The sequence below is a fragment of the Deinococcus gobiensis I-0 genome (assembly GCF_000252445.1).
GTDB classification, from domain to species: domain Bacteria; phylum Deinococcota; class Deinococci; order Deinococcales; family Deinococcaceae; genus Deinococcus; species Deinococcus gobiensis.
In genome coordinates, this window is the sequence record NC_017790.1 from 1,092,972 (window position 1) to 1,117,433 (window position 24,462).

Consider the following 24,462-nt stretch of genomic DNA (forward strand, 5'->3'; position numbering starts at 1 on the left):
GCCGTGTCCGGGGCTGCGCCTTTGGGAGGACGCGCTTTCTCACTCGCGCGGCGTACAGTGCCGGACACCGGAGGAACCGCTGTGGAAGATGTACTCGTCCCCCTGATGTTTTTCGCCGGCCTGTTCGGCTTTCCGCTGGCCCGCCGCGCCCTGATGCACCGCCACGCGATGGAACGGCTGCGCGCGGAGCAGGCGGCCCGGTCCGTGCCGACACTGCCGGAGACGGCCACACTGGCCGGGGACCCCGCTCCCGCGCTGGCCCTGCGCCTGCCCGAGCCGCACCGGCTGTACGCCCTGGCCCTGCTGTGCCGTCTGGAGGACGCGCCGCTGCACACCCTCGACCCGCAGAGCGCCTACCTCGTGCGGCAGGCCCGCACCGAGTACCTGCCGGACACCCTGCGCGCCTACCTGAACCTGACGCCGGGCGCGCGCGCCGAGCTGCGCGCCGGGGGCCACGACCCCGAGGCGCTGCTGAGAAGGCAGCTCGAACTCGTCGCGCAGGGGGTCGAGGACGCCCTGCGCCGCGACCCGGCCTCGGCCGCGCGCCTGCTCACCCAGGGCCACTTTCTGGGCGAGGTGTTCCCGGCCCGCGAGACTGCCCGGCGCGGCGAACCCGGGCGCGGCTGAGCGAAGAAGTCCGGTCGTGGCCCGTCCGGCTCAGGCCCGCGCCGCGCCCCCGCTCGGTCCGGTGCCGCCCAGACCCACCCGCAGGCCGCGCAGTTCGTAGCCCTTGACCGTCTCGTTGAAGCCCACGTCGGGCGGCGAGACCAGATGCAGGTCGTTCCAGATGAGCAGGCGCCGCAGGAACAGGTCGCTCTCCTTGATCGCCAGGAAGGCGCCGGGGCAGCGGTGTGAGCCGTCTCCGAACGACAGCACCGGCGCCTGCACGCCGCGCGGCAGGGGGCGGGCCGGGCACAGCTGCGCGGCGTCCTCGCCCACCATGGCGGGGTCCACGTTCGTCTCCTGCACGCTCAGGGCCACGACGCTGCCCTGCGGGATGAGGGTGTCCCCGGCCTGGATATCCTCCAGCGCGCGGCGGTACAGGACCTTGACGACCGGCTCCAGGCGCAGGATTTCGTGCAGGATGGCGTGACGCTCCTTCTCGGTGCCGTGGACATACTCTGCGCGCAGCTCGGGCCGCCGGAGCATGTGCCACGCCGCCACGGTGATGAACTCGCGGGTGGTGACCATCCCGGCCGTGCCGTAGGTCAGGCACTCGGTCAGGATTTCGGTGTCGGTATAGCCCCGGTCGAGCAGGTGGCTGATGAGGTCGTCCTTGCGCTCGCGGCGGCGCGCGGCGATGGACGGCTTGACGTCCAGCAGGAAGAAGGCCAGGATCTGCCGCTGGCGCCACAGCGCCCCCAGCTTGCCGCCCCGGCCCCGGGGCTGCGGCGCGCCCGGCTCGCTGTCGGCCCCGTGTTCGACGAAGGCCATCACGCGCCGTTCCAGACCCGGCACCGCGCTGTCGGTGATGCCCACGACCTGCGCGGCGACCTCGACCGCCAGCTTCAGGCTCAGGTCGTCGAGATTCGCCTCGCCGTCGCGCGCCAGCCTGCCGATCAGGTCGTCGGCCAGCCCCGCGATCATCGGCTGGTAGCGCTCGACATGGGTCGGCGTGAAGTAGCGCGCGGTCGAGCGCCGCATCTCGTGGTGTTCCTCGCCCTCGGCGAAGAGGACCGGCGCGCGGCCCAGGCCCGGCGCGCGGGTGGCCACCTCGGCCATGAATCCGGCCTGCCGGACCGCGTCCGAGCGCAGGAGGTCACGGGCCGCCTGAAAGTCGTAGACGCGGTACATGCCGCGCGCGTCGGGCATCGCCGCGCCCGGTGCGGGGGCGAGTTTGTCCTGGCGCGTCAGCGAGGCGGTGCCTGCGCCGGTCTGATCGGCGGCGGTATGGAAGGGACAGCGCCCGGCGGGGGTCATGGGGTCGGTGGTCATCGGGAGTCTCCCTGGGCCGCCTGCGCGACCCGTGTCAGTAGTGAGGTGAGATGTTCGCGGTCCGGTCCCAGCGTGTCCAGGGCAGGCGCCGTGGCCATGCCCAGGGTGTCCAGCGCCGAGCGCCACAGCGCCCCGCCCTGCGGGGTGACCGTCACGACGACGCGGCCGGATTCGCCCGGCCGGGAGGTGCGGATCACGGCTCCGCGCGTTTCGAGTTCGCCCAGCACCCGGCTGATCTCGTAACGCGGCAGCCCCAGAGCCTGCGCCAGCGCCGCCGGATAGGTCGGGGCGGCCTGGATGTGCGAGAGCGTGATGAAGGCACGTAGCCCCAGGCCGTGCCGCGTGCGCAGCGCCTGCTCGCCCTGGCCGCTGAGCGCCTGCCACACGTTCCACAGGGCCGTCATGAACTGGAGCTCCGGTCCCTGGAGCGGGTTGCTGGAGGCTGGGGCCACGGCCAGAGTGGGGTGTAGCGTCGCCAGTAGCGCAGAGGGGGGCGGTTCGGTCACGCCGTCACTGTCTCACGCGCCCACATGAGGAATTGCAAAGTGCAATAAGGGGCCAGGGGGTGTCGGGGTGGTCCGGTCAGCTGCCCTTCTTGTTGAAAAAGCCCGTGGACCACAGCGCCCAGGCGATCAGCAGGGGCTGGCCGGGCAGCCGCAGCCAGCGTTTGGTGTCGGTGTCCAGGCCCAGCGAGTCGGAGTGGGTCAGGAGCTGCGAGATGTTGCCGGGAAAGACCGCGACGAAAAAGGCGGCCGCCACCGCTCCGGCAGTCCGGCGACGCTTGGCGGGGATGCCGATCAGGGTGGCCCCCAGCGCGATCTCCGCCACGCCGGAAGCGAGGACCACGCCGTCCTGGTCGAACGGCAGCGAGTCGGGCACCTGCGCCTGGAACTCCTGGCGGGCGAAGGTGAGGTGCCCCACCCCCGCGAAGATCAGGGCCGAGCCGAGCAGAAGGCGCGCGGCGTTCTGGGCGGGGGTGGTCCCGGACGGGTCTGGCTGGGTCATGCGGCAGGCTAGAGTCGGCCCGGCCGGCCGGGCGCCGATCCTGAAGCTCCGCTCAAGCGCCGCTGAAGGTCCGCTTCAGAGGGTCAGGACGTCGCAGCCCTTGGCCGTCACGACCAGGGTGTGCTCGAACTGCGCGCTGGGCTTCTTGTCGGCCGTGATCACGGTCCAGCCGTCGGCCAGCAGGCGCGTTTCGGGCGTGCCGAGGTTGATCATCGGCTCGATGGTGAACACCATGCCGGGTTGCAGCTTCAGGCCGGTGTAGCGCGCGCCCCAGTGGTAGATGGTCGGTTCCTCGTGCAGCCGCTTGCCGACGCCGTGGCCGGTGTACTCGCGCACCACGCCGTAACCGCGCGACTCGGCCAGCGTCTGGATGGCGTGCCCGATGTCGCCGGTCCGTGCGCCGGGCTTCACCACGTCCAGCCCCGCCTGGAGGCACTGCCGGGTCGTGTCCACCAGCGCCTGCACCTCGGCGCTCACCCCGCCGACCGTGTAGGTGTAACAGGCGTCGCCGTAGTAGCCGTCCAGCAGCACGCCGATGTCCATACCTAGGATGTCGCCGTCCATCAGGACGCGCCCGTCGGGGATGCCGTGGCAGATGACCTCGTTCACGCTCGCGCAGATGGTCCCCGGAAAGGGATTGGTGCGCGGTCCGTAGCCCAGGTAGGCGGGGGTGGCTCCGGCCTTGCGGATATGTTCCTCGGCCAAGCGGTCGAGTTCCTTGAGGGTCACGCCGGGCTTGACGTAGGGCTCCAGCACCCGGAAGGTCTCGGCGACCAGCCCCCCGGCGCGGTGCATGACTTCGATCTCGCGGGCGGATTTCAGGGCAATGCGGCTCATAACGGATCAGGCTAGCACCAACGGCCAGGGACGGGTGGTGTCCCCGGCTCCCGGCCGCTACACCATCGGCAGCAGTGCCAGCTCCCCGAAGCCCTGGGGCACGAACAGGCTGCCCTCGGTGGTGCCCTGGTCCGTCTGCTCGCGCAGGCGCGCTTCGAGTTCGGCCACGCCGCATGCGCCCGCCAGGAAGTCGCGGTGGGCGGCGACGACCGCACGCACCTGCTCGGGCGTTTCGTGCACGAATTCCAGCCGGAAGTCGCGCAGCCCGGCCTCCCGCCACTCGCGCAGGTGTGCGGCGGCGACCTGCGGGCGGCCCTCGAAGACCGTGTTGCGGCAGCCCACGTCGGCCATCACGGGGTGCATGAAGCCGCGCTCGTCGCGCAGGGCCACGCGGTGCGACTCGCAGGGGTGGCCGCAGTTGGTGTAGTCGGTGCCCTCCGACAGGAAGCGGCAAAAGACGCAGTGCTCGGTATGGAAGACCGGCAGGTGCCCGTAGGCGACCGCCTCCAGCCGCTCGCCTCCCACCAGGGTCGCCAGTTCGGTGATCTGGCGGGCGTTGAGGTCGTAGGTGGGGGTCAGGCGCGTGAGGCCCAGGTCCAGCAGCGCCCGCGCGGTGAGCAGGTTCGCGGCGTTCAGCGAGAAGTCGCCGGTCAGCGGCGTGTCGCCGGCCTGGCCCTGCAAGCCTTCGAGCAGCCCGCCCGAGCGCACCAGGATGCCCGCGCCCAGCCCCAGCAGGAACTTCTGGAGGTTCTGCTCGGTGGGCTTGAGAATCCGGGGGCTGGCGACCCGCACCTCGATCCCGGCGGTCCTGACCTGCTCCACGCTCGGCCCCAGGCCGTACAACTCCAGGTAGTCGAGGGTGATCGAGGCGGGGCGCTCCTTGATGGCCGCCGCGAGCTGCTCGGGCGTGCGCACCAGCGCGTGCAGGCGGGGCCCGGCCGCCGTGTCGGGGCGGGGGAGGTGCTGGGGGAGCGCCCCTTCCAGCCGGGGCCGGGCCGCGCGTTCGGGGGCCTGGGCGCGCGCGGCGGTCAGGGCCTCCACGGCTTCGCGGCGCAGGGCGTTGAGGGCCGAGACGGGCAGGAAGCCCGCCCCCTGCAACTCGGCGCTCAGCCCGGCGAGGTGGTAGCCGGTGCCGCCCAGCTTGCCCAGGCTCTCGCGCAGCCCCGCCTCGTCCAGCGCGCGGTTGCGGGCGGGCGACAGGGGCTCGGGCGCCGTGGCGGTGGCGCGGTGACCCTGGCCGTCGTCGAGCGTGAGCGCCGGGGCCTCACCCACCCGGCCCACGAAGTGCGCGGTCACGGGGCGGGTGTAGACGGGATCAGTGGCCTCCACCAGCGGTTTCACGCGCGCGGCCAGGGTCGGGTCCTGGGTGCGCCACACCGGGTCGCCCTCGCGCACACGGCGGCCGTCCACCGCGCCGCGCCCGAAGCGCAGTTCGTAGGTGCCTCCCGCGCGGATGTCCTCGACCTGTCGCCCGCCCTGCCACAGCCCGTACAGGAAGCCGCCTTCCTCGCGGCCCTCGGGCTTGCGCCAGTTGGCGGGGTCGAACACCAGGCCGTCGCCGGGCTTGACCGTCTCGCTCAGTTCGACGAGCACCCCGCGCTCGGTCACGCCGCGCACCGTGCCCACGCGCACGCCCCGGTGCCTCGGCGCCCGCCCGCGCACGACGGTCTGGTGGTTGGTGCCCGCCATGAAATGCGGCCCCAGCCCGCGCGAGTACACCTGTTCCAGGTCGCGTTCCTCCTGGGGGGTCACGCTCAGGGGCAGGCCCGCCCAGGCCTCGTCCACGGCCTTGCGGTAGGCGGCGGTGGTCAGGGCGACGAATTCGGCGTCCTTGTAGCGGCCCTCGATCTTCAGGCAGTCCACGCCCAGCTTCACGAGGTCCGGCACCTGATGCAGCGCGTACAGGTCGCCCGGCGAGAGCAGGTAACGCGCGTCGCCCAAGTCGCGCGCCGCGCCGTCCACGAACAGGTCGTAGGGCAGCCGGCACGCCTGGGCGCACTGGCCCCGGTTGGCGCTGCGCCCGCCCCAGGCTTCCGACGAGAAGCACTGGCCCGAGTAGCTCACGCACAGCGCCCCATGCACGAAGGTCTCCAGCTCGATGTCGGTCTGCGCGGCGATGCGGCCGATATCGCGCAGCGACAGCTCGCGCCCCAGCACCACGCGCGAGGCCCCGAAGCGCCGCGCGAGTTCGGCGCCCTCGGCCGAGGTGATGCTCATCTGCGTGCTGCCGTGGATGGGCAGGTCGGGGCAGATCTCGTGGGCCAGCCGGGCGACGCCGTGGTCCTGCACGATGATCGCGTCCACGCCCGACTCGGCCAGATGGATGAGCTGGCGCTCGGCGTCGCGCAGTTCGCGGTCGAACACCAGCACGTTGAAGGTCACGAAACCCTGCACCCCGCGCGCGTGCAGCCCGCGCATGATCTCGGGCAGCGCCTCGGCCTCGAAGCCCACCTTGGCCCGCGCATGGAAGCCCGCGCCGTCCTGGCGGCCTTCTCCCCGGACCGGGTTGACGCCGAAAAACACCGCGTCGGCCCCCGCCTCCACGGCGGCGCGCAGTTGCGGCAGACCGCCGACGGGACTCATGACTTCGGGCTTGGTGGGGGTGCGCGGCATAACGGGTCAGTCTAGCCGAAAGCAGGTGGGCCACAGCGTGACGTGGGGCGCGAAGCGGGGGCGCGGCGGGCAAATGAAGCGCCGTCCGGTCTCCGGCGGGGCGACTCCCCTACAATGCCCGCTCGTGGAACGCATCATGTTCAGGGCCAAGATTCACCGCGCGACCGTGACCCAGGCGGATCTGGACTATGTCGGCAGCGTCACGGTCGACCAGGACCTCCTCGACGCCGCCGACATCCTGGTGGGCGAGAAGGTGGACATCTGGAACATCACCAACGGCAACCGCCTGCACACCTACGCCCTGAGCGGCCCGCGCGGCAGCGGCGTCATCGGCATCAACGGGGCGGCGGCGCACCTCGTGGGGCCGGGCGACCTCGTGATCATCGCGGCCTTCGGCAACTTCAGCGAGGAGGAGGCCCGCACCCTGGAGCCGAAGGTGGTGCTGGTGGACGCGCAAAACCGTCTGTTGGAACTCGCCCCGGTCTGAAGCCGTCCGCCTGAGCCGGACACGCTCAGGAGGGGACGCCCAGCCCACGCCGTGAGGGCCGGAAAGGCGGTCCGGTCACGCTCCGGCGTCCTCCACCCATCTAGACGGATTGCACCGAGTTGACTCTTTCAGGCAGTACTCCGGCGCTGTGTGGTTTATCCTTTTAGACCTTCTTCATGGTGCTAAAGTGCGGCCGTGTTTCGCCTCCGGCCATGGATCGTGTTGCTGCTGCTGGTCATGACCGGAGTGGTGGCCTACGCGAGCTACCGGCAGGCGGGTGGCCTGCTGCTCGGGGCCTCGTTGGTGTTCGCTCTGGCGAGCTGGAGCCTGGGCGGGGCGCTGCGGTGGGCGTCACTGGTGCTGTACCCGGCCGCCTTCCTGCTGTCGTTGGCGCTGCCCGGCGCGCGGCTCTCGCCCGACGACCTCGCTGGGGCGCTGCTGGGGGTGCTGGGGCTGGGCTACCTGACGGTCACGCAGCAGGCGGCCTACGAGGACCGGCACTGGCAGGCGCGGGTCGTTCAGGCGCTGCGCGGCTGCTCGCAGCGGTTGGCGAGTGCCCACAGCCCCGAAGCGATCATGCGTGCAGGTACCGAGATCATGGAGCAGTTGCGGGCCGCGCCGCACGTCGCCTTCGTGGCCTACCGGGGCGGCGCGCCGTACATCCTGGCGGCCTCGGGGCTGTTCCGCACGCAGATGGACCGGCCGCTGCAACCCAGCGACAACGACAGCCGCAGCGTGCAGGCCGACCACTGGGTGGCCGAGCAGGGGCTGTCGCTGCTGCCGCGCGCCGAGCGCCGCCAGCATTACGTCGTGCCCATCGAGGGCGAGCAGGGCGCGCCGTTGGGCCTGCTGCTGCTCGCCCGGCCCGGCGACGTGCCCTTTCGCCAGAGCGAGAAGGAAGTCGTCGGGGCCTTCTCGCAGCTGCTGGGCGCGCACCTGGGGCAGGGGCAGGCCATCGCCGAGCTGCGTGACGCCAACGAACTGACCCTGCGGGCGCTGGGGGCCGCGCTGGAACGCCGCGACGACGAGACCGGCGGCCACACCCAGCGCGTGACCAACCTGAGCGTGCGCCTCGCGCGGCGTCTGGGCTGGGACGAAACCCAGATCAAGGCGCTGCGCTGGGGCGCGTACCTGCACGACTTGGGCAAGATCGCCATTGCCGACAGCATCCTGCACAAGCCCGGTCCCCTGGACGCCGAGGAGCGCCGCGCCGTCCAGCGCCACCCGATGGTGGGCTACGACATCCTTCAGGACCTGCACTTCCTGCCCGCCGAGACCCTGGACCTCGTGCGCTACCACCACGAGCGCTGGGACGGCGGAGGTTACCCGGCGGGACTTCGTGGCCACAACATCCCCGAGACGGCGCGGCTTTTCGCCATCGTGGACGTGTACGACGCCCTGACCTACCCGCGACCCTACAAGGCCGCGTGGCCGGTCGAGCGCGCCCTCGACGAGATCGTGGACCAGGCCGGGCGGCACTTCGACCCGCAGTACGTCGAAGCCTTCGTGCGGCTGGTGCGTTCGCGCGACGACGCCCGACTGGTGCGCTGAGGCAGGCCTAGCCCAGCCGGGCCAGGTCCTCGCGGGTGGGCGCGTAGGCCCCGGCGTGCGAGCAGGCCACGGCGGCGGCGCGCAGCCCCAGGGCGAGGTGCTCGGTCCAGCGGGCCTCGGGGCGCTCGGTGGCGCTCACCAGCAGCCCGGCGCACAGGGCGTCGCCCGCCCCCACCGTGTCGGCCACCGTGACGGGCACGGTCGGCAGGTCGGCGCGGCCCGCCGCGTGGTACAGGCTCGCGCCCGCCGCCCCGCGCGTGATCACGATGGGGGCCTGGGCGTTCATGCCGCGCAGCTCGCGCAGGGCGTCTTCCTCGCTGCGGCCGGGAAAGAAGAACACGAGGTCCTCGTCGCTGAATTTCAGGAGGTCCGACTGCCGGATCACCTTGGTGAACACGGCCCGGTAATCGGGGTGGTGGTGCGTGATGCGTGCGTTGGGGTCGAAGCTGATCTTGACCCCGGCGGCGCGGGCCTGCGCGAGCACGCCCAGCAGGGTGTCGGCCAGCGGCCAGCGCGCCAGGCTGATGCCGCCCAGGTGCAGCCAGCGCGCCGCGCCCAGCCAGCCGTCGGGCAGCAGGGCGGGGTCGAAGTGCAGGTCGGCGCTGTTCTCGCCCAGAAAGCGGTAGGCGGGCGGCGACTTGCTGTAGACCACCGCGAGCAGCGTGGGCGCGATGGCCCGCTGGAGAAAGCGGGGGTCCAGGCCCGCCTCCAGCGACCCGGCCAGCAGGTCGTCGCCGAAGTTGTCCTGGCCCACCGCGCCCGCGAAGGCGCTGGGCACCCCCAGCCGGGCGCAGGCGCGCGCCACGTTCCAGCCCGCGCCGCCCGGGTGGGCCTCCCAGGTATTGCCCCCGGCGGTGACGAGGTCGGTCAGGGCTTCTCCGGCACTCACGATCAGGGGCAGCGGGCTGGTCATGCCCCCGAGCGTAGCAAGCGGCGCGCCGGGCCATGGGCAGGCGGTCCGGGCTTGAGCCGTCCTTGAGGGACAGGGGTCCGGGCCGGAGCGAGCAGGCACACTGACCCCATGACCAACGACGCCCCCCCCTCCGGCCCTCTCAACGTCGTCGTGACCGGCGCGGCGCGCGGCATCGGCCGGGCGGTCGCCGAACTGTACGCCGAGCGCGGCCACCATGTCCTGAGCGCCGATCTGAACCTGCCCCCCGTGCTGGCCGGGGGCGGGCGCGGCAAGCAGCCCCGCATCAAGGCCGACATCTCGACCGCCGCCGGGCGGACCCGGTTGGCCCGCGCCGCCCACGAGCTGGGACAGGTGCATGTCCTGGTGAACAACGCCGCCTATCAGGGCGCGCACGGCAGCGTGCTGGAGGTCAGCGAGCGCGGCTGGGCCCGCACCCTGAGCGTGAACCTCACTGCGCCGCTGCTGCTCACGCGCGAGCTGATCGGCCTGATGCCGCACGGCGCGGCGGTCGTGAACGTCGCCAGCGTGCAGGGCCTGTTCGCCGAACAGAACAATGCCGCCTACAACTCCAGCAAGGGCGGGCTCGTGAACCTCACGCGGGCGATGGCGCTGGACCTCGCGCCGCACGGGGTCCGGGTCAACGCCATCGCGCCGGGGGCCATCAGCACCGAGGGCGTGCTGGAAGCGATCGCCAGCAGCGAGGACCCCGAACAGACCCGGCGCGACTACGAGGACCTGCATGCCCTGCGCCGCATGGGTACGCCGCGCGAGGCCGCGCAGGTCGTGTATTTTCTCGGCAGCGCCGAGGCCAGCTTCCTGACTGGGGCCATCGTGCCGGTGGACGGCGGCATGACCGCGAGCTTCATGATGGCGGGCCGCCCGGTGTAGGAGAAAGAGCCGGCGCGGCTCCCCCTCTACCGCAAAGGAAGGCGGCGGCCCCCATCTGGGAGCCGCCGCCGCCGGTTCGGGGGCTTACGCCTGTGCAGCCACCGTCTGGTCTGCGGTCGTGCGGGCCACCCGGCGCCAGCTCAGCAGGGCGATGATGAGGGTAAAGGCGATCATGCTCAGGACCGGGATGGTGATGGTGGTGTTCAGGGCGTCGTTGCCCACACCCCACACCGGCCAGGGCGTGCCGCAGGAGGCGGCAGGGTTGGTGGTGCAGGCCTTGAGGACCGGCACCCAGCCCCAGGTCTCCGCGTTCTGGTACAGCGCGGTCAGCCAGCCGACGACGGCCAGCGGCAGGGCGTAGGCCCGGATGCCCAGGTCCCCCCGGAAGGCCGCGACGCCCAGCAGAAGCGCGAGCGGATACATGCAGATGCGCTGGTACCAGCACAGGACGCAGGGGTTGAAGCCCCGCACCTCGCTGAAATACAGGCTGCCCAGCGTGGCGACCAGGGCCACGACCCAGGCGGCGTACAGGCGGTTGTCGCGGCTCATCGGAAGGTCACTGCTTGGCGGCGTCGATGGCGGCGCTGATGTCGGCGAGCTGCCAGCTGTTCTGGCCGTTGCTGCCCGTCACGACCTTGCCGTTGACGAATACGGTGGGTGTGCCGCTCACCTTCGCGTCGTTGGCCTGCTTCTCGTCGGCGTCCACGCGCGCGGCGGTGGCGTCGCTGTCCAGGCAGGTGGCGAAGGCGGTCTGGTCGAGGCCTTCGACGTTCTGGGCCAGTTCCTTGAGGCGGTCCTTGGTGGCCCACACGGTGCGCTCGTCGCCCTGCGCGCGGAACAGGATGGACTTGTAGGCGCCAAAGCCGTCGTTGCCGCGCTGGTCGTACACGCACTTGCCGGCCTGGGCCGCGATCTTGCTGTCGTCGGTGGGCAGGCCCACGACCTGCGCCAGGAAGGGCCACACGAGCGCGTACATCTTGGCCTGACCGCTGTCCACGTACTTGGTGCGCAGCTCGGGCGCCACCGTTTCCTCGAACTGCTTGCACACCGGGCATTTGAAGTCCTCGACGACCAGCAGGTTGACAGGCGCGCTTTCCTGCCCGGCGTAGGGCAGCGAGGCGTAGTTAAAATTCACGGTGCTCGTGTTCGCCGCGCCGCCGGCCGGACGGCCGCGCACCGCGAACAGGGCCAACGCGACGAGAACGACGGCGATGACCGTGCCGATGAGCAGCACGGAGCGGTTCTGGTTGTTTCCGGACAGTCGGGTCATCTTGGGGTCAAGTGTAACGTGGAGTTTCACACGCCGCGTTCAGGCCTCATGAGAACGCGGTCCCTCCAACTGGGGGAGGGACCGCGCGCCGAGGGCGGAAGTTACTGGCCGGGCCGCGTGGGGACCGGGGTACCCGCTTCGGTATTCAGGTCGGCCGTGTCCCGTTCGGCCGTGCCCAGCTCGGGTTTGCCCGGTTCAGGTTTGCTCAGGTCGAGTACGGCCTCCGACCTGGCGAGGACCGGACCTGCCGTTTCCTGGGGGGCGGGCACGGCAGCGGCCGGGGCCACCGGCATCGTTTCGCCCGCAGGTGCGGCGACGACTTCGGGAATCTGGGCCCCGGGAGCGCTGGCGGGGACGACAGGATCGACGACGACCACGGGCGCGGCGGCCGCGCGCTCACGCCGCCGCGCCGCGAAGCGCATGGCGTTGCCGATGAGCTGCCGCACGAAGCTGAAGCCCACGCCCAGCAGCATCGGGACGACGGCGCTGCGCTGAAAGCCGGCATTGGCGGGCAGGGTCAGCGCCGGGTCGATCTTCAGGCCGAAGCGGCCGGTGGCGTAGAGCGCCCCGGCGAAGATCACGGCAGCGAAGGGCAGCACGAACGGCCCGCCCGAGTGCTTGAGCAGCAGCAGCGCGAACAGCGCCCCACCCACCAGCGGCACGATAAGGGTCCACTGTTCGGGCGGGGCCGAGGGCGCGAAGAAGGCCAGTGCCCCCAGCGCCAGCCCCATATAGCCGAACCAGCCGGCACATTCGTCGGCCAGGATGGTCAGCAGGACCCAGGCAAAGAGGCGAGTGGGCCAGTCGCCGGGCGTCCACATGAAGTAGGCCAGCGCCGCGAGCAGGGCCAGCCCTACGAGCAGGCGCAGGGCGGTCCACAGACCCGCGCGGGCAGGGCGTCGGCGGGGCGGCAGGGAAGCGGCGGTCATGCTGCTCCCGTTTTAGCACGCCCCTTCTGAGAACGCCCGCGCCCGGCGGGGGCGGCCAGCACCGCTTCCGGCTGGGCCTCCTCCTTCGGCGCGGCGGGAACGATCCCCGGCAGCTTGCGCAGGTACTCGCCGGTGTAGCTCGTGGGGTGGGCGGCGAGCTCCTCGGGCGTGCCGGTCGCCACGACGGTGCCGCCGCGCACGCCGCCTTCCGGGCCGAGGTCCACGATCCAGTCGGCGCGCTTCATCACGTCGAGGTTGTGCTCGATCACGACCAGGGTGTTGCCGCCGTCGGTCAGGCGGTCGAGCACGTCCATCAGGCGGCGCACGTCCTCGAAGTGCAGCCCTGTCGTCGGCTCGTCGAGGATGTAGATGGTCTTGCCGGTGGCGCGCTTGCTCAGCTCGGTCGCCAGCTTGATGCGCTGCGCCTCGCCGCCCGACAGCGTGGTGCTGGGCTGCCCCACGCGCATGTAGCCCAGGCCCACGTCGCACAGCAGGCTGAGCTTGCGCTCGATGGCCGGAATCGCCTCGAAAAAGCCGCGCGCGTCCTCGACCGTCATGTCCAGCACGTCGGCGATGCTCTTGGCGTTGTACTTCACTTCCAGGGTCTCGCGGTTGTAGCGCGCGCCCTTGCACACCTCGCAGGGCACGTAGATGTCGGGCAGGAAGTTCATCTCGATCTTCATGACCCCGTCGCCCTTGCAGTGCTCGCAGCGCCCGCCCTTGACGTTGAACGAGAAGCGTCCGGCCAGATATCCGCGCCGCCGCGCCTCGGGCGTGCGGGTGAACAGGTCGCGGATCTCGGTGAAGATGCCCGTGTAGGTCGCCGGGTTGCTGCGCGGCGTGCGGCCGATGGGCGACTGGTCGATCTCGATGACCTTGTCCAGGTGCTCCATGCCCTCGATGCGGTCGAATCTGCCGGGGTTGGTCTTGGCCCCGTTCAGCTCGCGCGCCAGCGAGGCGTGCAGGATGTCGTGGATCAGCGTGCTCTTGCCGCTGCCCGAGGGACCGGTCACGACCGTCATGGTGCCCAGCGGCAGGTCGAGGTCCACGTTTTGCAGGTTATGCTCGCGCGCCCCGAACACCTTCAGGCGCTTGCCATTGCCCCGGCGACGCTGCGCGGGCACCTCGATCTTCAGCTCGCCGCGCAGGTACTTGCCGGTCAGGCTCTCGGGGTTGTCGCGCACCTCGGCGGGCGTGCCCACCGCGATGACCTGCCCGCCGTGCACGCCCGCGCCGGGCCCCATGTCCACGAGGTAGTCGGCCTCGACCATGGTGTCCTCGTCGTGCTCGACGACGATGAGGGTGTTGCCCAGGTCGCGCAGGTTCTTCAGCGTACCGATGAGGCGGCCGTTGTCCTTGGGGTGCAGGCCGATGCTCGGCTCGTCGAGCACGTACAGCACGCCGGTCAGGCCCGAGCCGACCTGCGTCGCCAGCCGGATGCGCTGCGCCTCGCCGCCCGAGAGGGTGTTGGCGGTGCGGTCCAGCGACAGGTAGTCCAGGCCCACGTCCACCAGGAACTTCAGGCGGGTGCGGATCGCCCGCAGGATCGGGGCCGCGACCGCCGCGCCGAAACCGTTCAGGCTGTACTCGTAGTGCAGCGGCCCGTGCGCCCGCGCCGTACCCCCCAGGTGGTCCTTCAGGAAGGGCGCGATGCGCTCGTGGTCCAGCAGGCCGTCTTGCAACTCCCGGAAGAAGGCGTCGGCCTCCAGCACGCTCATGCCGCTCGCCTGGGCGATATTCAGGCCGCCGACCCGCACCGCCAGGATCTCGGGCTTGTAGCGCGTGCCGCCGCAGGTGGGGCAGGGGCGCAGCTCCATAAGTTCCTCGAGCTTCTCGCGCATGAAGTCCGACTCGGTGTCGGCGAAGCGCCGCTCCAGGTTGGTCATCACGCCCTCGAACTCGGTCATGAAGCGCATGGTTTCCTTGCCGCCCCGCCGGTACACGACCTCGAAGGGCTCGCCGGGGCCGTACAGCACGGCCTTCTGCGCCCTGGCGGGCAGCTCGTGCCAGGGCGTCTTGAGGTCGAAGCCCAGGTGCTCGGCCAGCGCCTGCAATTTGTCCCAGTAGTACACGCCCGCGTCGGCGCCCTTTTTCGTCCAGGGGAGGATGGCCCCGGCGGCGATGCTGAGCTTGTCGTCGATGACGAGGTCGGGGCTGAATTCCTGCTTGCTGCCCAGGCCCGCGCAGTCGGGGCACGCGCCGTAGGGGTTGTTGAACGAGAACGATCGCGGTTCGAGTTCCTCGAGCACGCTGCCGTGTTCCGGACAGGCGAACTTCTCCGAGTACAGTTCCTCGTGGGGGCCACCGTCCTCCTCGCCGGCGCTGTTTTTGCCTGCATCCGGCATCAGGACGCGCAGCAGGCCCTCGCCCCGGCGCAGGCCCAGCTCGACGCTCTCGGCGATGCGGCTGCGGTCCCCGGCGCGCAGGGTCACGCGGTCGATGACCACGTCCACGTCGTGCTTCTCGAACTTCTCCAGCTTGAGTTTCTCGGCCTCGTCGAGTTCGTAGAGCGTGCCGTCCACGCGCACGCGCGCGAAGCCCTCACGTCGCAGCTCGCCGAACAGCTTGCGGTACTCGCCCTTGCGCCCGCGCACGACCGGGGCCAGCAGGATGGCGCGTTTGTCGGTGAATTCCTCCAGCAGCCGGTCGGTGATCTCGCTGGGCGACTGCTTCTCGATCTTGCGCCCGCAGATGGGGCAGTACGGCGTGCCCACGCGGGCGTACAGCAGCCGCAGGTAGTCGTGGACCTCCGTCACGGTGCCCACCGTCGAGCGGGGGTTGTGGCTCGTGGTCTTCTGGTCGATGGAGATGGCCGGCGACAGCCCCGTGATGCTGTCCACATCCGGCTTTTCCATCAGGCCCAGGAACTGCCGGGCGTAGGCCGACAGCGACTCGACGTAGCGGCGCTGGCCCTCGGCATAGATGGTGTCGAAGGCCAGCGTGCTCTTGCCGCTGCCCGACACGCCGGTGATCACCACGAAACGGTCGCGCGGCAGCTCCACCGTGATGTCCTTGAGGTTGTGTTCCCGCGCGCCGCGCACGATCAGGTTGTTCTGCAAGAGGATGCTCCTTGATTCGCGGCCAGGACAGCAAAAAGGGCCGCCGGGGGTTACGTTGCCTGCGTAAGGGGGTCCATGCCCTCCGCTCTCAAACGGTCCATTCTAGCAGATCGGGGCTGCGCGCCGCCTTGAGCCGGGAGTGAGAAACAGGGCACACAGGTCCGGCATGGAACTGCTACCATAGGCCGCACACCACAGCCGAATCCTGCGACTTCCGGGCAGCGGAAGTCTCGACCTCTTGACGTGGCGCGTCCGGCGCCGGGAGACCGTTATGCGGAAAATGTATGTGGGATTGGGGTTGGGCCTGTTGCTCGGAAGCGTGTCCTGGGGCAGCGCCGTGACCCTCACCGTGGACTGCGGGGCCGGCACCGGCTACGAACTGTGCCAGCAGGGCGTGAACCGCTGGGCCAAGCAGACCGGCAACAGCGCCAAGTTCTTCGAGAGCCCGAACAACAGCGGTGACCACCTCGGGGTCATCCAGCAGCAGCTCGCCGCCAAGAGCAGCGACATCGACGTGTATCTGCTCGACATCGTGTGGCCCGGCCTGCTCGTGGACCAGCTCGTGAACCTGACGGGCAAGGTGCCCGCCGCCGAGGTGAACCGTCACTTCAAGGGCATCGTGGACGCCAACACGGTGGACGGCAAACTGGTGTCGCTGCCCTGGTTCACCGACGCCGGGCTGCTGTACTACCGTACCGACCTCATGAAAAAGTACGGCTACAGCGCGCCTCCCAAGACCTGGACCGAACTCGCGGCGATGGCGAAAAAGGTGCAGGACGACGAGCAGAAGACCAACAAGACCTTCGTGGGCTACGTGTGGCAGGGCAAGAACTACGAGGGCCTGACCTGCGACGCCCTGGAGTGGATCTCCTCTTTCGGCGGCGGGGCCATCGTGGACGCCGGCGGCAAGGTGACCATCAACAACGCCAGGGCGGCCTCGGCCCTCGACGCGGCGGCGGCCTGGGTGAACACCATCAGCCCCAAGGGCGTCACGACCTACGATGAGGAAGCCTCGCGCGGCATCTTCCAGTCGGGCAACGCGCTGTTCATGCGCAACTGGCCCTACGCCTGGGCCAACGGCCAGAGCGACGACAGCAAGGTCAAGGGCAAGATCGCCGTCGCGCCCCTGCCCGCCGGCCCCGGTGGCAAGCCCGCCGCCACCCTCGGCGGCTGGAACATGGGCGTGAACCTGTACTCCAAGAACCAGGAAGCGGCCATCAGCCTCATCCGGTACATGACCGGCCCCGCCGAGCAGAAGATCCGCGCCATCGAGGGCAGCTACAACCCCACCATCCAGTCGCTGTACCGCGACAAGGACGTGACCGCGAAAAACCCCTTCATGGGCCAGCTCGAAAGCGTGTTTACAGGCGCGGTGGCCCGGCCGTCGGGGCCCACCAAGGCCAAGTACAACCAGGTCTCGCAGGCCTTCGCCAACAGCGTCACCTCGGTCCTCACCGGCAAGGCCAAGGGACAGGCCGCCGTCGCCAAGCTCGCCGCCGACCTCTCGCGCATCAAGGGCCGCGGCTGGTAGGCGCTGCGGGGAAGGCGGGGCGGGTCTTCAGGGGGCATTGAGGCCCGGCACACCCGCCGCCCCCGACCCCCGGCTAGGCTGCCCGCATGACCGGAACCGGACACAAGAGCGACGAGCAACTCGACGTGCGTGAAGGCGAGCGCGGCACCGACTCGCAGAGCGCGACCAAGTACCCCGGCCAGAACGACCGGGGCGGCGTGGTGCAGGACAGCCCCGGCGTCAGCGGCATCAATATGGAGCAGGATCAGGGCATGGTGGACGGCGAGGGCAACTACACCGACACCGACGACGACGTGATGGGCGCGGCCAGAGACGAGTAGGCCGCCGGCGAGGTCGCCGCGAGAGAAGTGCCCCGCCTGGGCTGACCGGGCGGGGCACTTCTCTCGCGGGTCGCCTCAGCGCACGCCCACGAGTTCCACGTCGAAGATCAGGGTGGCGTTGGGCGGGATGACGCCGGGAATGCCCTGCGGGCCGTAGGCGAGGTGGCCGGGGATGGTCAGGCGGGCCTTGTCGCCCACGCGCATGCCCGCGATGCCCTGGTCCCAGCCGGGGATGACGTATCCGACGCCCAGCGGGAATTCGATGGGCTCGCCCCGGTCGCGGCTGGAATCGAACTTCTTGCCGTTTTCCAGCGTGCCCGTGTAGTGGACGCTCACGGTCTTGCCCTTCTCGGCGACCGGGCCGGTGCCCTCTTGGTACTTGTCGATTTGCAGTTCGGACTGGGTCATAGGTTCCCAGCCTAAAGCACGCCCCCCCACCGCCGTCCAGGCTAAAGCGCGCGTAAAGGCGCGGCAGGCACCCGCTCAAGTCCTGGTTAAAGGGGCAGTAAGCCGCGAGCCATCCGTCCCATCTGGGCAGGTCTACACTGGAACGCATGAAGGGCCTGCGCGAATTTATTGACTGGCTGCGCGAGACGCTCCAAGGTGCGCCTCAGCCCAAGCCGGTGCCCATCCCCGTGCGCGTGCGCGACCGCCGCTGACGGCTCCCTCCTTTCCCGTGTCCGGCCCCCGCCCCCCCCGGTGAGGGCCGTTTCTCTGCCCCCGGCGACCGGACCTGGCCGCGCGGCCCAAGAGTAAGACCGTACCGTCAGGGCGACGGGGCAGGCGCGCTATGCTGGGGGATGTGCCGTATCCGGGCGAAGACGTGACCTCCCTGACAGAATTCGAACAGACCGATTACGGAATGGATGAGCTGCGCCGCCTGACCGCCGACCGGCCGCTGCCCGAGCGCCGCAAGATCGAGGAGGCCTTCGAGTTCGCGCGCGACGCGCACGCGGGCGTGAACCGCAAGAGCGGCGAGCCGTACATCACGCACCCGGTGGCCGTCGCGGTGATCCTGGCGAAGCTCGGCATGGACAGCGACTCGCTGATGGCCGGGCTGCTGCACGATACGGTCGAGGACGTCGAGGGCGTGACCTTCGCCGGAATCGAGGCCCTGTTCGGGGCCGACGTACGCCGCATCGTCGAGGGCGAGACGAAGGTCAGCAAACTCTCCAAGCAGGGCAGCCAGGCCGCGCAGGTCAGCGACACCGGGCGCGACGTGCAGGCCGAGAACCTGCGCCAGATGCTCGTCGCCATGACGGCCGACATCCGCATCATCGTGGTCAAGCTCGCCGACCGCCTGCACAACATGCGGACCCTGGGCAGCATGAAGCCCGAGAAGCAGGCGCGCATCGCCCGCGAGACGATGGAGATCTTCGCGCCGCTCGCGCACCGCCTCGGCATCGGGCAGATCAAGTGGGAACTGGAAGACCTCAGTTTCCGCTACCTGAACCCCGACGCTTACGAGTACCTCTCGACCCGCCTGCGCACCCGCCAGGAGGAGCGCGAGGCCCTGATCGCCGAGGCGGTGGCGCAGCTGCGCGAGGGCCTCGACGACGACCTCGAACTCCACGAGTGGGTGTCGGGCATCGACATCGCGGGCCGCAGCAAGCACCTCTGGAGCATCCACAACAAGATGCAGAAGGAGGGCAAGGGCCTGGAGCAGATTTTCGACCTCCTCGCCATCCGGGTGATCCTGCGCCCGCGCGACCTCGTGGTGCCGCCGGGGACCGACGAGAAGCGGCGCGAGCGGGCCGAGGAGACGCGCGAGAAGCGCATCTGCTACCACACGGTCAGCGTGGTGCACAGCATGTGGACGCCGCTGCCGGGCCGCTTCAAGGATTACATCGCGGTGCCCAAGCCCAACGGCTACCAGTCGCTGCACACGACCGTCATCAGCCAGAGCGGGCAGCCCATCGAGGTGCAGATCCGCTCGCTGCGCATGCACGAGGTCGCCGAGTACGGGGTGGCCGCCCACTGGATGTACAAGCAGGGCGCGGGGCTGGCCCAGAAGGACCGCGAGAGTTGGCTCGCGCAGCTGCGTGAGTTGCAGAACGAGATCAACGACGCCTCGGACTACCTCGACGCGGTCAAGACCGACATCCTCTCGCAGCGGGTGCGCGTATTCACGCCCAAGGGGCTGGCCGTGTCGCTGCCCGCCGGAAGCACGCCGGTCGATTTCGCGTACCACATTCACAGCCGTATCGGCGAGACGACCGTGGGCGCGCGGGTCAACGGCAGCATCGTGCCGCTGGCGCACCACCTGGGCAACGGCGACATGGTCGAGATCGTGACGAGCAAGAACGGCAAGCCCAGCAAGGACTGGCTGAACTTCGCCGTGACGCGCAGCGCCCGCGCCAAGATCCGCCACCACTTCCGCACCGAGGAGCGCGAGGCGGCCCTGGCACGCGGCCACGAACTGCTCGAGCGCTACCTGCGCAAGCGGCAGCTGCCGGTGCGCCAGCTCATGCGCACCAAACTGCTGGAGGAGGCGACCGGCCGCCTGCTGGGGTCGCGCAACCCCGACGACCTGTACCTCGCGCTGCACGCGGGCAAACTGACCCCCAGCGCGGTCGGCCGGGTACTCGCGCCCTCGCTGGCGCAGGAGCAGGCCGCGCCGCTGCCGGGCCGCCGCGCCCCGGTGCCGCGCGCCCCCGAGCCGGGCGGCGTATACGTCGAGGGCTTCACCACCTCGACCAAGCTCAGCCACTGCTGCAAGCCCATCCGGGGCGACCAGATCATGGGCTACCTCACGCGCGGGCGGGGGGTCAGCATCCACCGCATCGACTGCCCCAACATGATCCGGCTGCTGGCCGAGGAACCCGAGCGCTGCGTGGCGGCCTCCTGGGAGGCGGGAACGGCGGGCAGCACCATCGTCGAACTCGACGTGGTCGCGCCGGACCGTGGGGGCCTGCTGGCGGACGTGCTGAGTGTCCTGACGCAGCAGAAGGTGAGCCCCCTGAAGGTCGAGGCGGGGGTACGCGCCGACGACACCGCCCACATCGAGCTGCGGCTGGCAGTGTCCAGCAACACCGAGCTGGAGGCCATCCGGGGCGCACTGACGGGCGTGACCGGCGTGAAGGACGTGCTGCGGATGGGCCGGGGCAAGCGGGCGAGCGGCTAGCGTCATGCTGACCCTGTACCCCGATCTGGGCGACCTGCTGCGGCTGCACCCTCAGTTCAACGCGGGCACGGTCGCCGAGGCGCTGCGGGCCGCCGGGCAGCGCGAGGTGTGGTGGGCCAGCAGCGCCGATCCCGACCATCCGCTGCGCGACGCGCTTCCCGCCGCCGGATTCACCCTGCGCGGTGTGGCCCTGGAAGAGGGCGGCGCGCTGACCCCCGACTGGCAGTGGGCCGACCTCGAACGCGCCCAGCTCGAGAGCTTCCTGGCACAGTACCCCCAGGGTCGCGGGCGCCTGCGGGCCGCCGCCGCCGCCGAGGCCGAACTGGGCGCGCTGCTGAGCCGTCCCCTCACCCCGGCCCGGGTCCTCTCGCCCGAGGTGCTGGACGGGGTCCGGGCCTACCACGAGGCCACCCGCGCCGCGCTGGACGAGGGGCCGGGCACCCGCTGGCAGGCCCGCCGCCTGGACGAGCTGGCCGCGCGGCTGGCGGCAGTGGAGGGCGCGGCGCTCGTGCCGCTCGACGACCTGCCGGGGGTACTGGAGCGCCTGCCGGAGGCCGTGCTGCCCCAGCTGGACACCCTGGTGCCCGGGGAGAGCAGCCGCCTGCGCGCCCTGGCCGACCGCGCGTGGCGGCTGCGCGACGACGACGACCTGAGCGCCCTGTTCACCGCCCTGACCCGAGAAACCGGTGACGCCGTGACCCCGCTGGCCGAATTGCGCGCGGCGGCGGGCGGGCTGGCCCTGGCGGCCGGCGACCTGGGCGAGGCCCGGACCCGGCTCGAGGCGGCTGCCCACGCCCTGCGCGGGGACGAGCCGCGCAGCCTCGCCGGGCTGGTCCTGGCCCGTCTCGGACAGGTGCGTGACATGCAGGGCGAGCGTGACCTCGCCCTGCGGACCTACCGCGCGGTGCTGGCCCTGGCCTATGCCCCAGAAGTGGCCCTGGAGACCGCCCGCAACGGTCTGGAGACGCCGTTCGGCTTCGGTGGGTGAGCCCTACACGCGCCGGATGAGGCCGGCCCGGACGTCCAGACGTTCGGCATGCAGCAGGTGCGGCTCGCCCAGGCCCATCAGGTCCAGGCCTAGCGGCGCGGCCAGCGTGTTCTCCCTGATCACGGCGCGCGCGCGGCGCAGCGGCCAGGGCCGGTGGGTGATCGGCCCCCGGTACACCCGGCCCTGGCGGTCGGCGCTGTAGAGGAACAGGCGGTGGGTCAGGAAGGCTTCCAGGCTGCCCTGCGGGGCGGTGAATTCCTCGCCTTCTGGCCGGTACGCGGCGGCGAAGCGCAGAGGGGGCTGGCCCCGGTGGGTGCGCAGCCCGGCGTAGCGCGTGACCCCGCGCTCGTGGCTGGCCCACAGCCGCGCGTCAAAGTACGGCAGGTGGAACAGCCCGCGCGCCAGCCTCACCCCGAGGGCCTGGTCGGCGTCCAGGCTGTAGAACCAGACCCCCGGTACGCCGCCGACAGTCACGTAGGTCCGCAGATTCAGTTCGGCGAAGTCGCTCAGGCCCGGTACGGTGGGCAGGCCGCGCGGGGCCACGCCGGTCATGCGGAAGGGCACCACGCCCAGCCAGGCCTGCCCACCGTAGGTGTCCAGTTCCAGGCCGCGCGGCAGCCCCGGCGCGAGCAGGTGCGGCGCGACCGGCCAGTGCATGAAACACAGGTCGCGCCACACCATGCGCAGGGCCCAGCCGGGCAGGTCGGGTCCGGTGGCGGGCGCGGCGGCAGTCATACCCGGCAGGCTAGCGTGCCCCTGCCCGGCAGGCCGGGCGTCCGGAGACCTGCTCAAGGGGGCCTGAAGGTCAGCTCAAGGCGATTTCGTACCCCTTCGCGCAATTGCGCCTTCCCGCGACCTTCTAGCCTGCTGGAACGCGCGGGTCCGGACGGGCACCGCTCCAGGGAGAACCGAACATGCCCATGACCGACGATCAGGCCGTAGACCACCTCCAGAAGCTGCTGGGCACCGTACGTGACGGCGAAACCGGGTTCCAGGAAGCCGCCGAGCACGCCGAGGCCGCGTCCCTCAAGACCCTGTTCCAGGGCCGCTCGGCGCAGCGGGCCAAGCTGGCGACCGAGCTGGAAACCAAGATCAGCGAGCTGGGCGGCCAGCCCCGCGAGCGCGGCAGCGTGGGCGCGGCTCTGCACCGCACGTGGCTGAACGTGCGCGACGCCGTGACTGGGCGCGACGACTACGCCGTGGTGGCCGAGGCCGAGCGCGGTGAGGACGTGGCCGTCGGCAACTACCAGGAGACGCTGGACGAGGGCGACCTGCCGGCCGACCTGCGCAGCTTCGTGCAGAGCCAGTACGACCAGATCAAGAGCAGCCATGACGAGATCCGTGACCTGAAGCACCGCATGGAAGCGGACAAGAAGTAATCCCGAATGGCGAAGGCCCGCTCCGTTGGGGGCGGGCCTTCACCATTCCGAGCGTCTGCCGCCGTACCTTCCGGCGGCGTGGCCCTCAGCTGCGGCGGCGGCGGCGCAGGCGGTCCATCGCGGCTTCCAGGCTCAGGCGCATACGTTCGAGGGCCTGGGCGAGGTCTCCGATCTCGTCGTTGTTGCCTGCGCGTACCGGCCGGGTCAGGTCGCCGAGGCTGATCGCGTCGGCGACCTTCACCAGTTCGGTGATGGGCTGCACGATGCGCCGCGCCGAACGCAGGGCCAGCCAGGCGGCCAGGGCCAGACCCGCCAGGGTCGAGAGCAGCACGAGCAGGGTGGTGCGCTGGAGGTTGCGGTCGGCCTGGGCGCTGGGCAGCCCCACCGTCACGCGCCGGATGAGGTTGGCGTCGGTGGCGCTGGCCGCCGGGACCACGCTCGGGCGGCCGATCTCGTCTCCGACGACCGTCACGCGGCTGACGACGTAGGAGGTGCCGTTCAGGGACAGCGTGCCCCCGGTGGGGTGGCTGCCCACCCACTGGCCCAGCTCGGTGTTCAGGCGGTCGTTCTGGTCCGGCGTGCGCGAGCGCAGGTAGCTGGTGCCTCCCGGCAGCTCGACGCGTACGAACCCCACCTGCGAGTTCTTGACGATGTCGTCGATCTGGCTGAAGGCCAGGCTCTGGCTGCCGGTGGTCAGGTTGGTGCCCAGCGAGGCGGCCAGCACGCCCGCGTTGTCCTGCACGAGCTGACGTTGCAGCCCCGGCAGGAACAGCGCGAGCAGGGCCAGCGTCAGCAGGCTGGACAGCACCAGGGGCAGCAGGGTCCCGAGCGTGATCTGCTGGGCCAGGTTGCGGCGGCGGCCGGCCGGTTTGCCGTCGCTGACGACCGTCTCGGTCACGGCCGTCATGAATTCCGGTCCTTTGGGGGTGCTGGCGCGCTCGGGCGCCTCGGTGTCGGGGGTGCTCAGGGACCCGGCGAAGTCGGCCCAGTCGTCGCCGGCGGGTGCGGGCGCGCTGGCCGGGGCGGCGAAGGGGTCGGCCGCCGTCGCCAGCGGGGGCAGGGTCGCCGCCGCCGGGAGCCCGGTACCGCTGGGGGCCGCCCCGATGGGCGCCGCCGGTACCGGCATGGTCCGCACGGCCGTCGCCGCGCCGCTGCGTCCGGTCCTGGCCCAGTCGGGCAGACCGGCGTCCAGCCCCGTCTCGGCGGGGGCGGCCGCGAAGGGATCGGCGCTCGCCGCGGCCGGGGCAAAGGGATCGGCCGCCGCCCCGAAGGGCGAGGCCGCGCCCAGCCCACTCCCCGGCCCGAAGCCCGTAAAGCTGGTGCTGGACACGCTGGGGCTGGCCAGGGTGGGGGCGAGTACCGCGTCGTCCTCGGCCGGGCGGGCGGCCGGTTCCTCCGGGACCTCTTCCAGGTTGGCGGGCGCGCCCACCACGGTCAGCAGTTCCAGCAGGAGTTCGGCGCGCTCGCGCGTGGTGGGTTTCATCAGGCGTCCGGCGCGGCGCGCGGCCAGACGGGCCGACTGCTCGGCGCTCAGGCCGAAGCGCTCGGTCAGCTGCTGTTCCAGCTCGGGCCGGATGGATTCGGGGACAGGCTGACGGATGACGACGGTGTACTTCATACAGGGTTCCTCACG

At 71.0% G+C, this 24,462-nt stretch carries 22 protein-coding genes; 9 read left to right on the plus strand and 13 right to left on the minus strand.

Annotated features, from left to right (window positions below; all coding sequences use genetic code 11):
* Positions 1 to 81: 81 nt before the first annotated feature.
* Positions 82 to 627 (plus strand): hypothetical protein, encoded by a 546-nt coding sequence (locus tag DGO_RS05055; protein ID WP_050920689.1) that lies wholly within the window; start codon positions 82 to 84, stop codon positions 625 to 627.
* Positions 628 to 657: 30 nt separating this feature from the next.
* Here DGO_RS05055 and DGO_RS05060 read toward each other — a convergent pair whose 3' ends face one another.
* From DGO_RS05060 to DGO_RS05080, 5 genes are all read right to left on the minus strand, one after another.
* Positions 658 to 1,935, minus strand: a complete 1,278-nt coding sequence (locus tag DGO_RS05060) for a cytochrome P450 (RefSeq protein WP_014684408.1) — start codon at positions 1,933 to 1,935, stop codon at positions 658 to 660.
* On the minus strand, positions 1,932 to 2,441 hold the full coding sequence (locus tag DGO_RS05065; protein WP_145975253.1) for a MarR family winged helix-turn-helix transcriptional regulator: 510 nt from the start codon (positions 2,439 to 2,441) through the stop codon (positions 1,932 to 1,934). Before DGO_RS05065 ends, DGO_RS05060 begins: the two co-directional genes overlap by 4 nt.
* Positions 2,442 to 2,517: 76 nt before the next feature.
* The gene (locus DGO_RS05070; protein WP_014684410.1) at positions 2,518 to 2,940 is read right to left on the minus strand and encodes a DoxX family protein; all 423 of its coding nucleotides are present in this window, start codon (positions 2,938 to 2,940) and stop codon (positions 2,518 to 2,520) included.
* Positions 2,941 to 3,015: 75 nt separating this feature from the next.
* Positions 3,016 to 3,777, minus strand: coding sequence for a type I methionyl aminopeptidase (gene map / locus DGO_RS05075; protein ID WP_014684411.1), 762 nt, complete (start codon positions 3,775 to 3,777; stop codon positions 3,016 to 3,018).
* Positions 3,778 to 3,834: 57 nt separating this feature from the next.
* A complete protein-coding gene (locus DGO_RS05080; protein ID WP_043801142.1) occupies positions 3,835 to 6,390 on the minus strand; it encodes a U32 family peptidase in 2,556 nt (851 codons plus the stop codon).
* A gap of 124 nt (positions 6,391 to 6,514) precedes the next feature.
* Here DGO_RS05080 and panD point away from each other — a divergent pair, with 124 nt between their 5' ends.
* Both panD and DGO_RS05090 read left to right on the plus strand, forming a co-directional pair.
* A complete protein-coding gene (gene panD, locus DGO_RS05085) occupies positions 6,515 to 6,877 on the plus strand; it encodes an aspartate 1-decarboxylase (protein WP_014684413.1) in 363 nt (120 codons plus the stop codon).
* A 195-nt stretch (positions 6,878 to 7,072) separates the two neighbouring features.
* Complete coding sequence (locus tag DGO_RS05090; RefSeq protein WP_226991461.1) at positions 7,073 to 8,428, plus strand: HD-GYP domain-containing protein; 1,356 nt, start codon at positions 7,073 to 7,075, stop codon at positions 8,426 to 8,428.
* Positions 8,429 to 8,435: 7 nt separating this feature from the next.
* Here the strand turns inward: DGO_RS05090 and DGO_RS05095 are convergent, their stop codons facing one another.
* Positions 8,436 to 9,341 (minus strand): carbohydrate kinase family protein, encoded by a 906-nt coding sequence (locus tag DGO_RS05095; protein ID WP_043801144.1) that lies wholly within the window; start codon positions 9,339 to 9,341, stop codon positions 8,436 to 8,438.
* A gap of 108 nt (positions 9,342 to 9,449) precedes the next feature.
* Between DGO_RS05095 and DGO_RS05100 the strand changes: the two genes are divergently transcribed.
* Positions 9,450 to 10,229, plus strand: a complete 780-nt coding sequence (locus tag DGO_RS05100) for an SDR family NAD(P)-dependent oxidoreductase (RefSeq protein WP_014684416.1) — start codon at positions 9,450 to 9,452, stop codon at positions 10,227 to 10,229.
* Between the two features lie 84 nt (positions 10,230 to 10,313).
* On the opposite strand, the gene DGO_RS05105 is transcribed toward DGO_RS05100, so the two are convergent.
* From DGO_RS05105 to uvrA, 4 genes are all read right to left on the minus strand, one after another.
* Positions 10,314 to 10,778, minus strand: a complete 465-nt coding sequence (locus DGO_RS05105) for a disulfide bond formation protein B (RefSeq protein WP_043801145.1) — start codon at positions 10,776 to 10,778, stop codon at positions 10,314 to 10,316.
* A 7-nt stretch (positions 10,779 to 10,785) separates the two neighbouring features.
* Positions 10,786 to 11,499, minus strand: coding sequence for a DsbA family protein (locus DGO_RS05110; protein ID WP_014684418.1), 714 nt, complete (start codon positions 11,497 to 11,499; stop codon positions 10,786 to 10,788).
* 101 nt (positions 11,500 to 11,600) lie between these two features.
* Positions 11,601 to 12,428 carry a hypothetical protein gene (locus DGO_RS05115; RefSeq protein ID WP_014684419.1) on the minus strand — a complete coding sequence of 276 codons (828 nt, stop codon included), beginning with the start codon at positions 12,426 to 12,428 and terminating at the stop codon, positions 11,601 to 11,603.
* The gene (gene uvrA, locus DGO_RS05120; RefSeq protein WP_014684420.1) at positions 12,425 to 15,487 is read right to left on the minus strand and encodes an excinuclease ABC subunit UvrA; all 3,063 of its coding nucleotides are present in this window, start codon (positions 15,485 to 15,487) and stop codon (positions 12,425 to 12,427) included. The genes DGO_RS05115 and uvrA overlap by 4 nt, the downstream gene beginning before the upstream one ends.
* Positions 15,488 to 15,758: 271 nt before the next feature.
* On the opposite strand from uvrA, the gene DGO_RS05125 reads away from it, so the two are divergent.
* A complete protein-coding gene (locus tag DGO_RS05125) occupies positions 15,759 to 17,018 on the plus strand; it encodes an ABC transporter substrate-binding protein (protein WP_043801147.1) in 1,260 nt (419 codons plus the stop codon).
* A gap of 86 nt (positions 17,019 to 17,104) precedes the next feature.
* A complete protein-coding gene (locus tag DGO_RS05130) occupies positions 17,105 to 17,338 on the plus strand; it encodes a hypothetical protein (RefSeq protein WP_014684422.1) in 234 nt (77 codons plus the stop codon).
* 75 nt (positions 17,339 to 17,413) lie between these two features.
* On the opposite strand, the gene DGO_RS05135 is transcribed toward DGO_RS05130, so the two are convergent.
* Positions 17,414 to 17,746: an FKBP-type peptidyl-prolyl cis-trans isomerase gene (locus tag DGO_RS05135; protein ID WP_014684423.1), complete on the minus strand. Its 333-nt coding sequence runs from the start codon at positions 17,744 to 17,746 to the stop codon at positions 17,414 to 17,416.
* Between the two features lie 454 nt (positions 17,747 to 18,200).
* Here DGO_RS05135 and DGO_RS05140 point away from each other — a divergent pair, with 454 nt between their 5' ends.
* Both DGO_RS05140 and DGO_RS05145 read left to right on the plus strand, forming a co-directional pair.
* Complete coding sequence (locus DGO_RS05140; RefSeq protein ID WP_014684424.1) at positions 18,201 to 20,462, plus strand: RelA/SpoT family protein; 2,262 nt, start codon at positions 18,201 to 18,203, stop codon at positions 20,460 to 20,462.
* 4 nt (positions 20,463 to 20,466) lie between these two features.
* The gene (locus DGO_RS05145) at positions 20,467 to 21,450 is read left to right on the plus strand and encodes a hypothetical protein (RefSeq protein WP_043801148.1); all 984 of its coding nucleotides are present in this window, start codon (positions 20,467 to 20,469) and stop codon (positions 21,448 to 21,450) included.
* 3 nt (positions 21,451 to 21,453) lie between these two features.
* On the opposite strand, the gene DGO_RS05150 is transcribed toward DGO_RS05145, so the two are convergent.
* On the minus strand, positions 21,454 to 22,185 hold the full coding sequence (locus tag DGO_RS05150; protein WP_014684426.1) for a YqjF family protein: 732 nt from the start codon (positions 22,183 to 22,185) through the stop codon (positions 21,454 to 21,456).
* A gap of 185 nt (positions 22,186 to 22,370) precedes the next feature.
* On the opposite strand from DGO_RS05150, the gene DGO_RS05155 reads away from it, so the two are divergent.
* The gene (locus DGO_RS05155) at positions 22,371 to 22,829 is read left to right on the plus strand and encodes a PA2169 family four-helix-bundle protein (protein WP_226991462.1); all 459 of its coding nucleotides are present in this window, start codon (positions 22,371 to 22,373) and stop codon (positions 22,827 to 22,829) included.
* Positions 22,830 to 22,914: 85 nt separating this feature from the next.
* Here the strand turns inward: DGO_RS05155 and DGO_RS05160 are convergent, their stop codons facing one another.
* Entirely contained in the window at positions 22,915 to 24,447 is a 1,533-nt protein-coding gene (locus tag DGO_RS05160) for a HAMP domain-containing protein (RefSeq protein ID WP_014684428.1), read from the minus strand.
* Positions 24,448 to 24,462 lie beyond the last annotated feature (15 nt).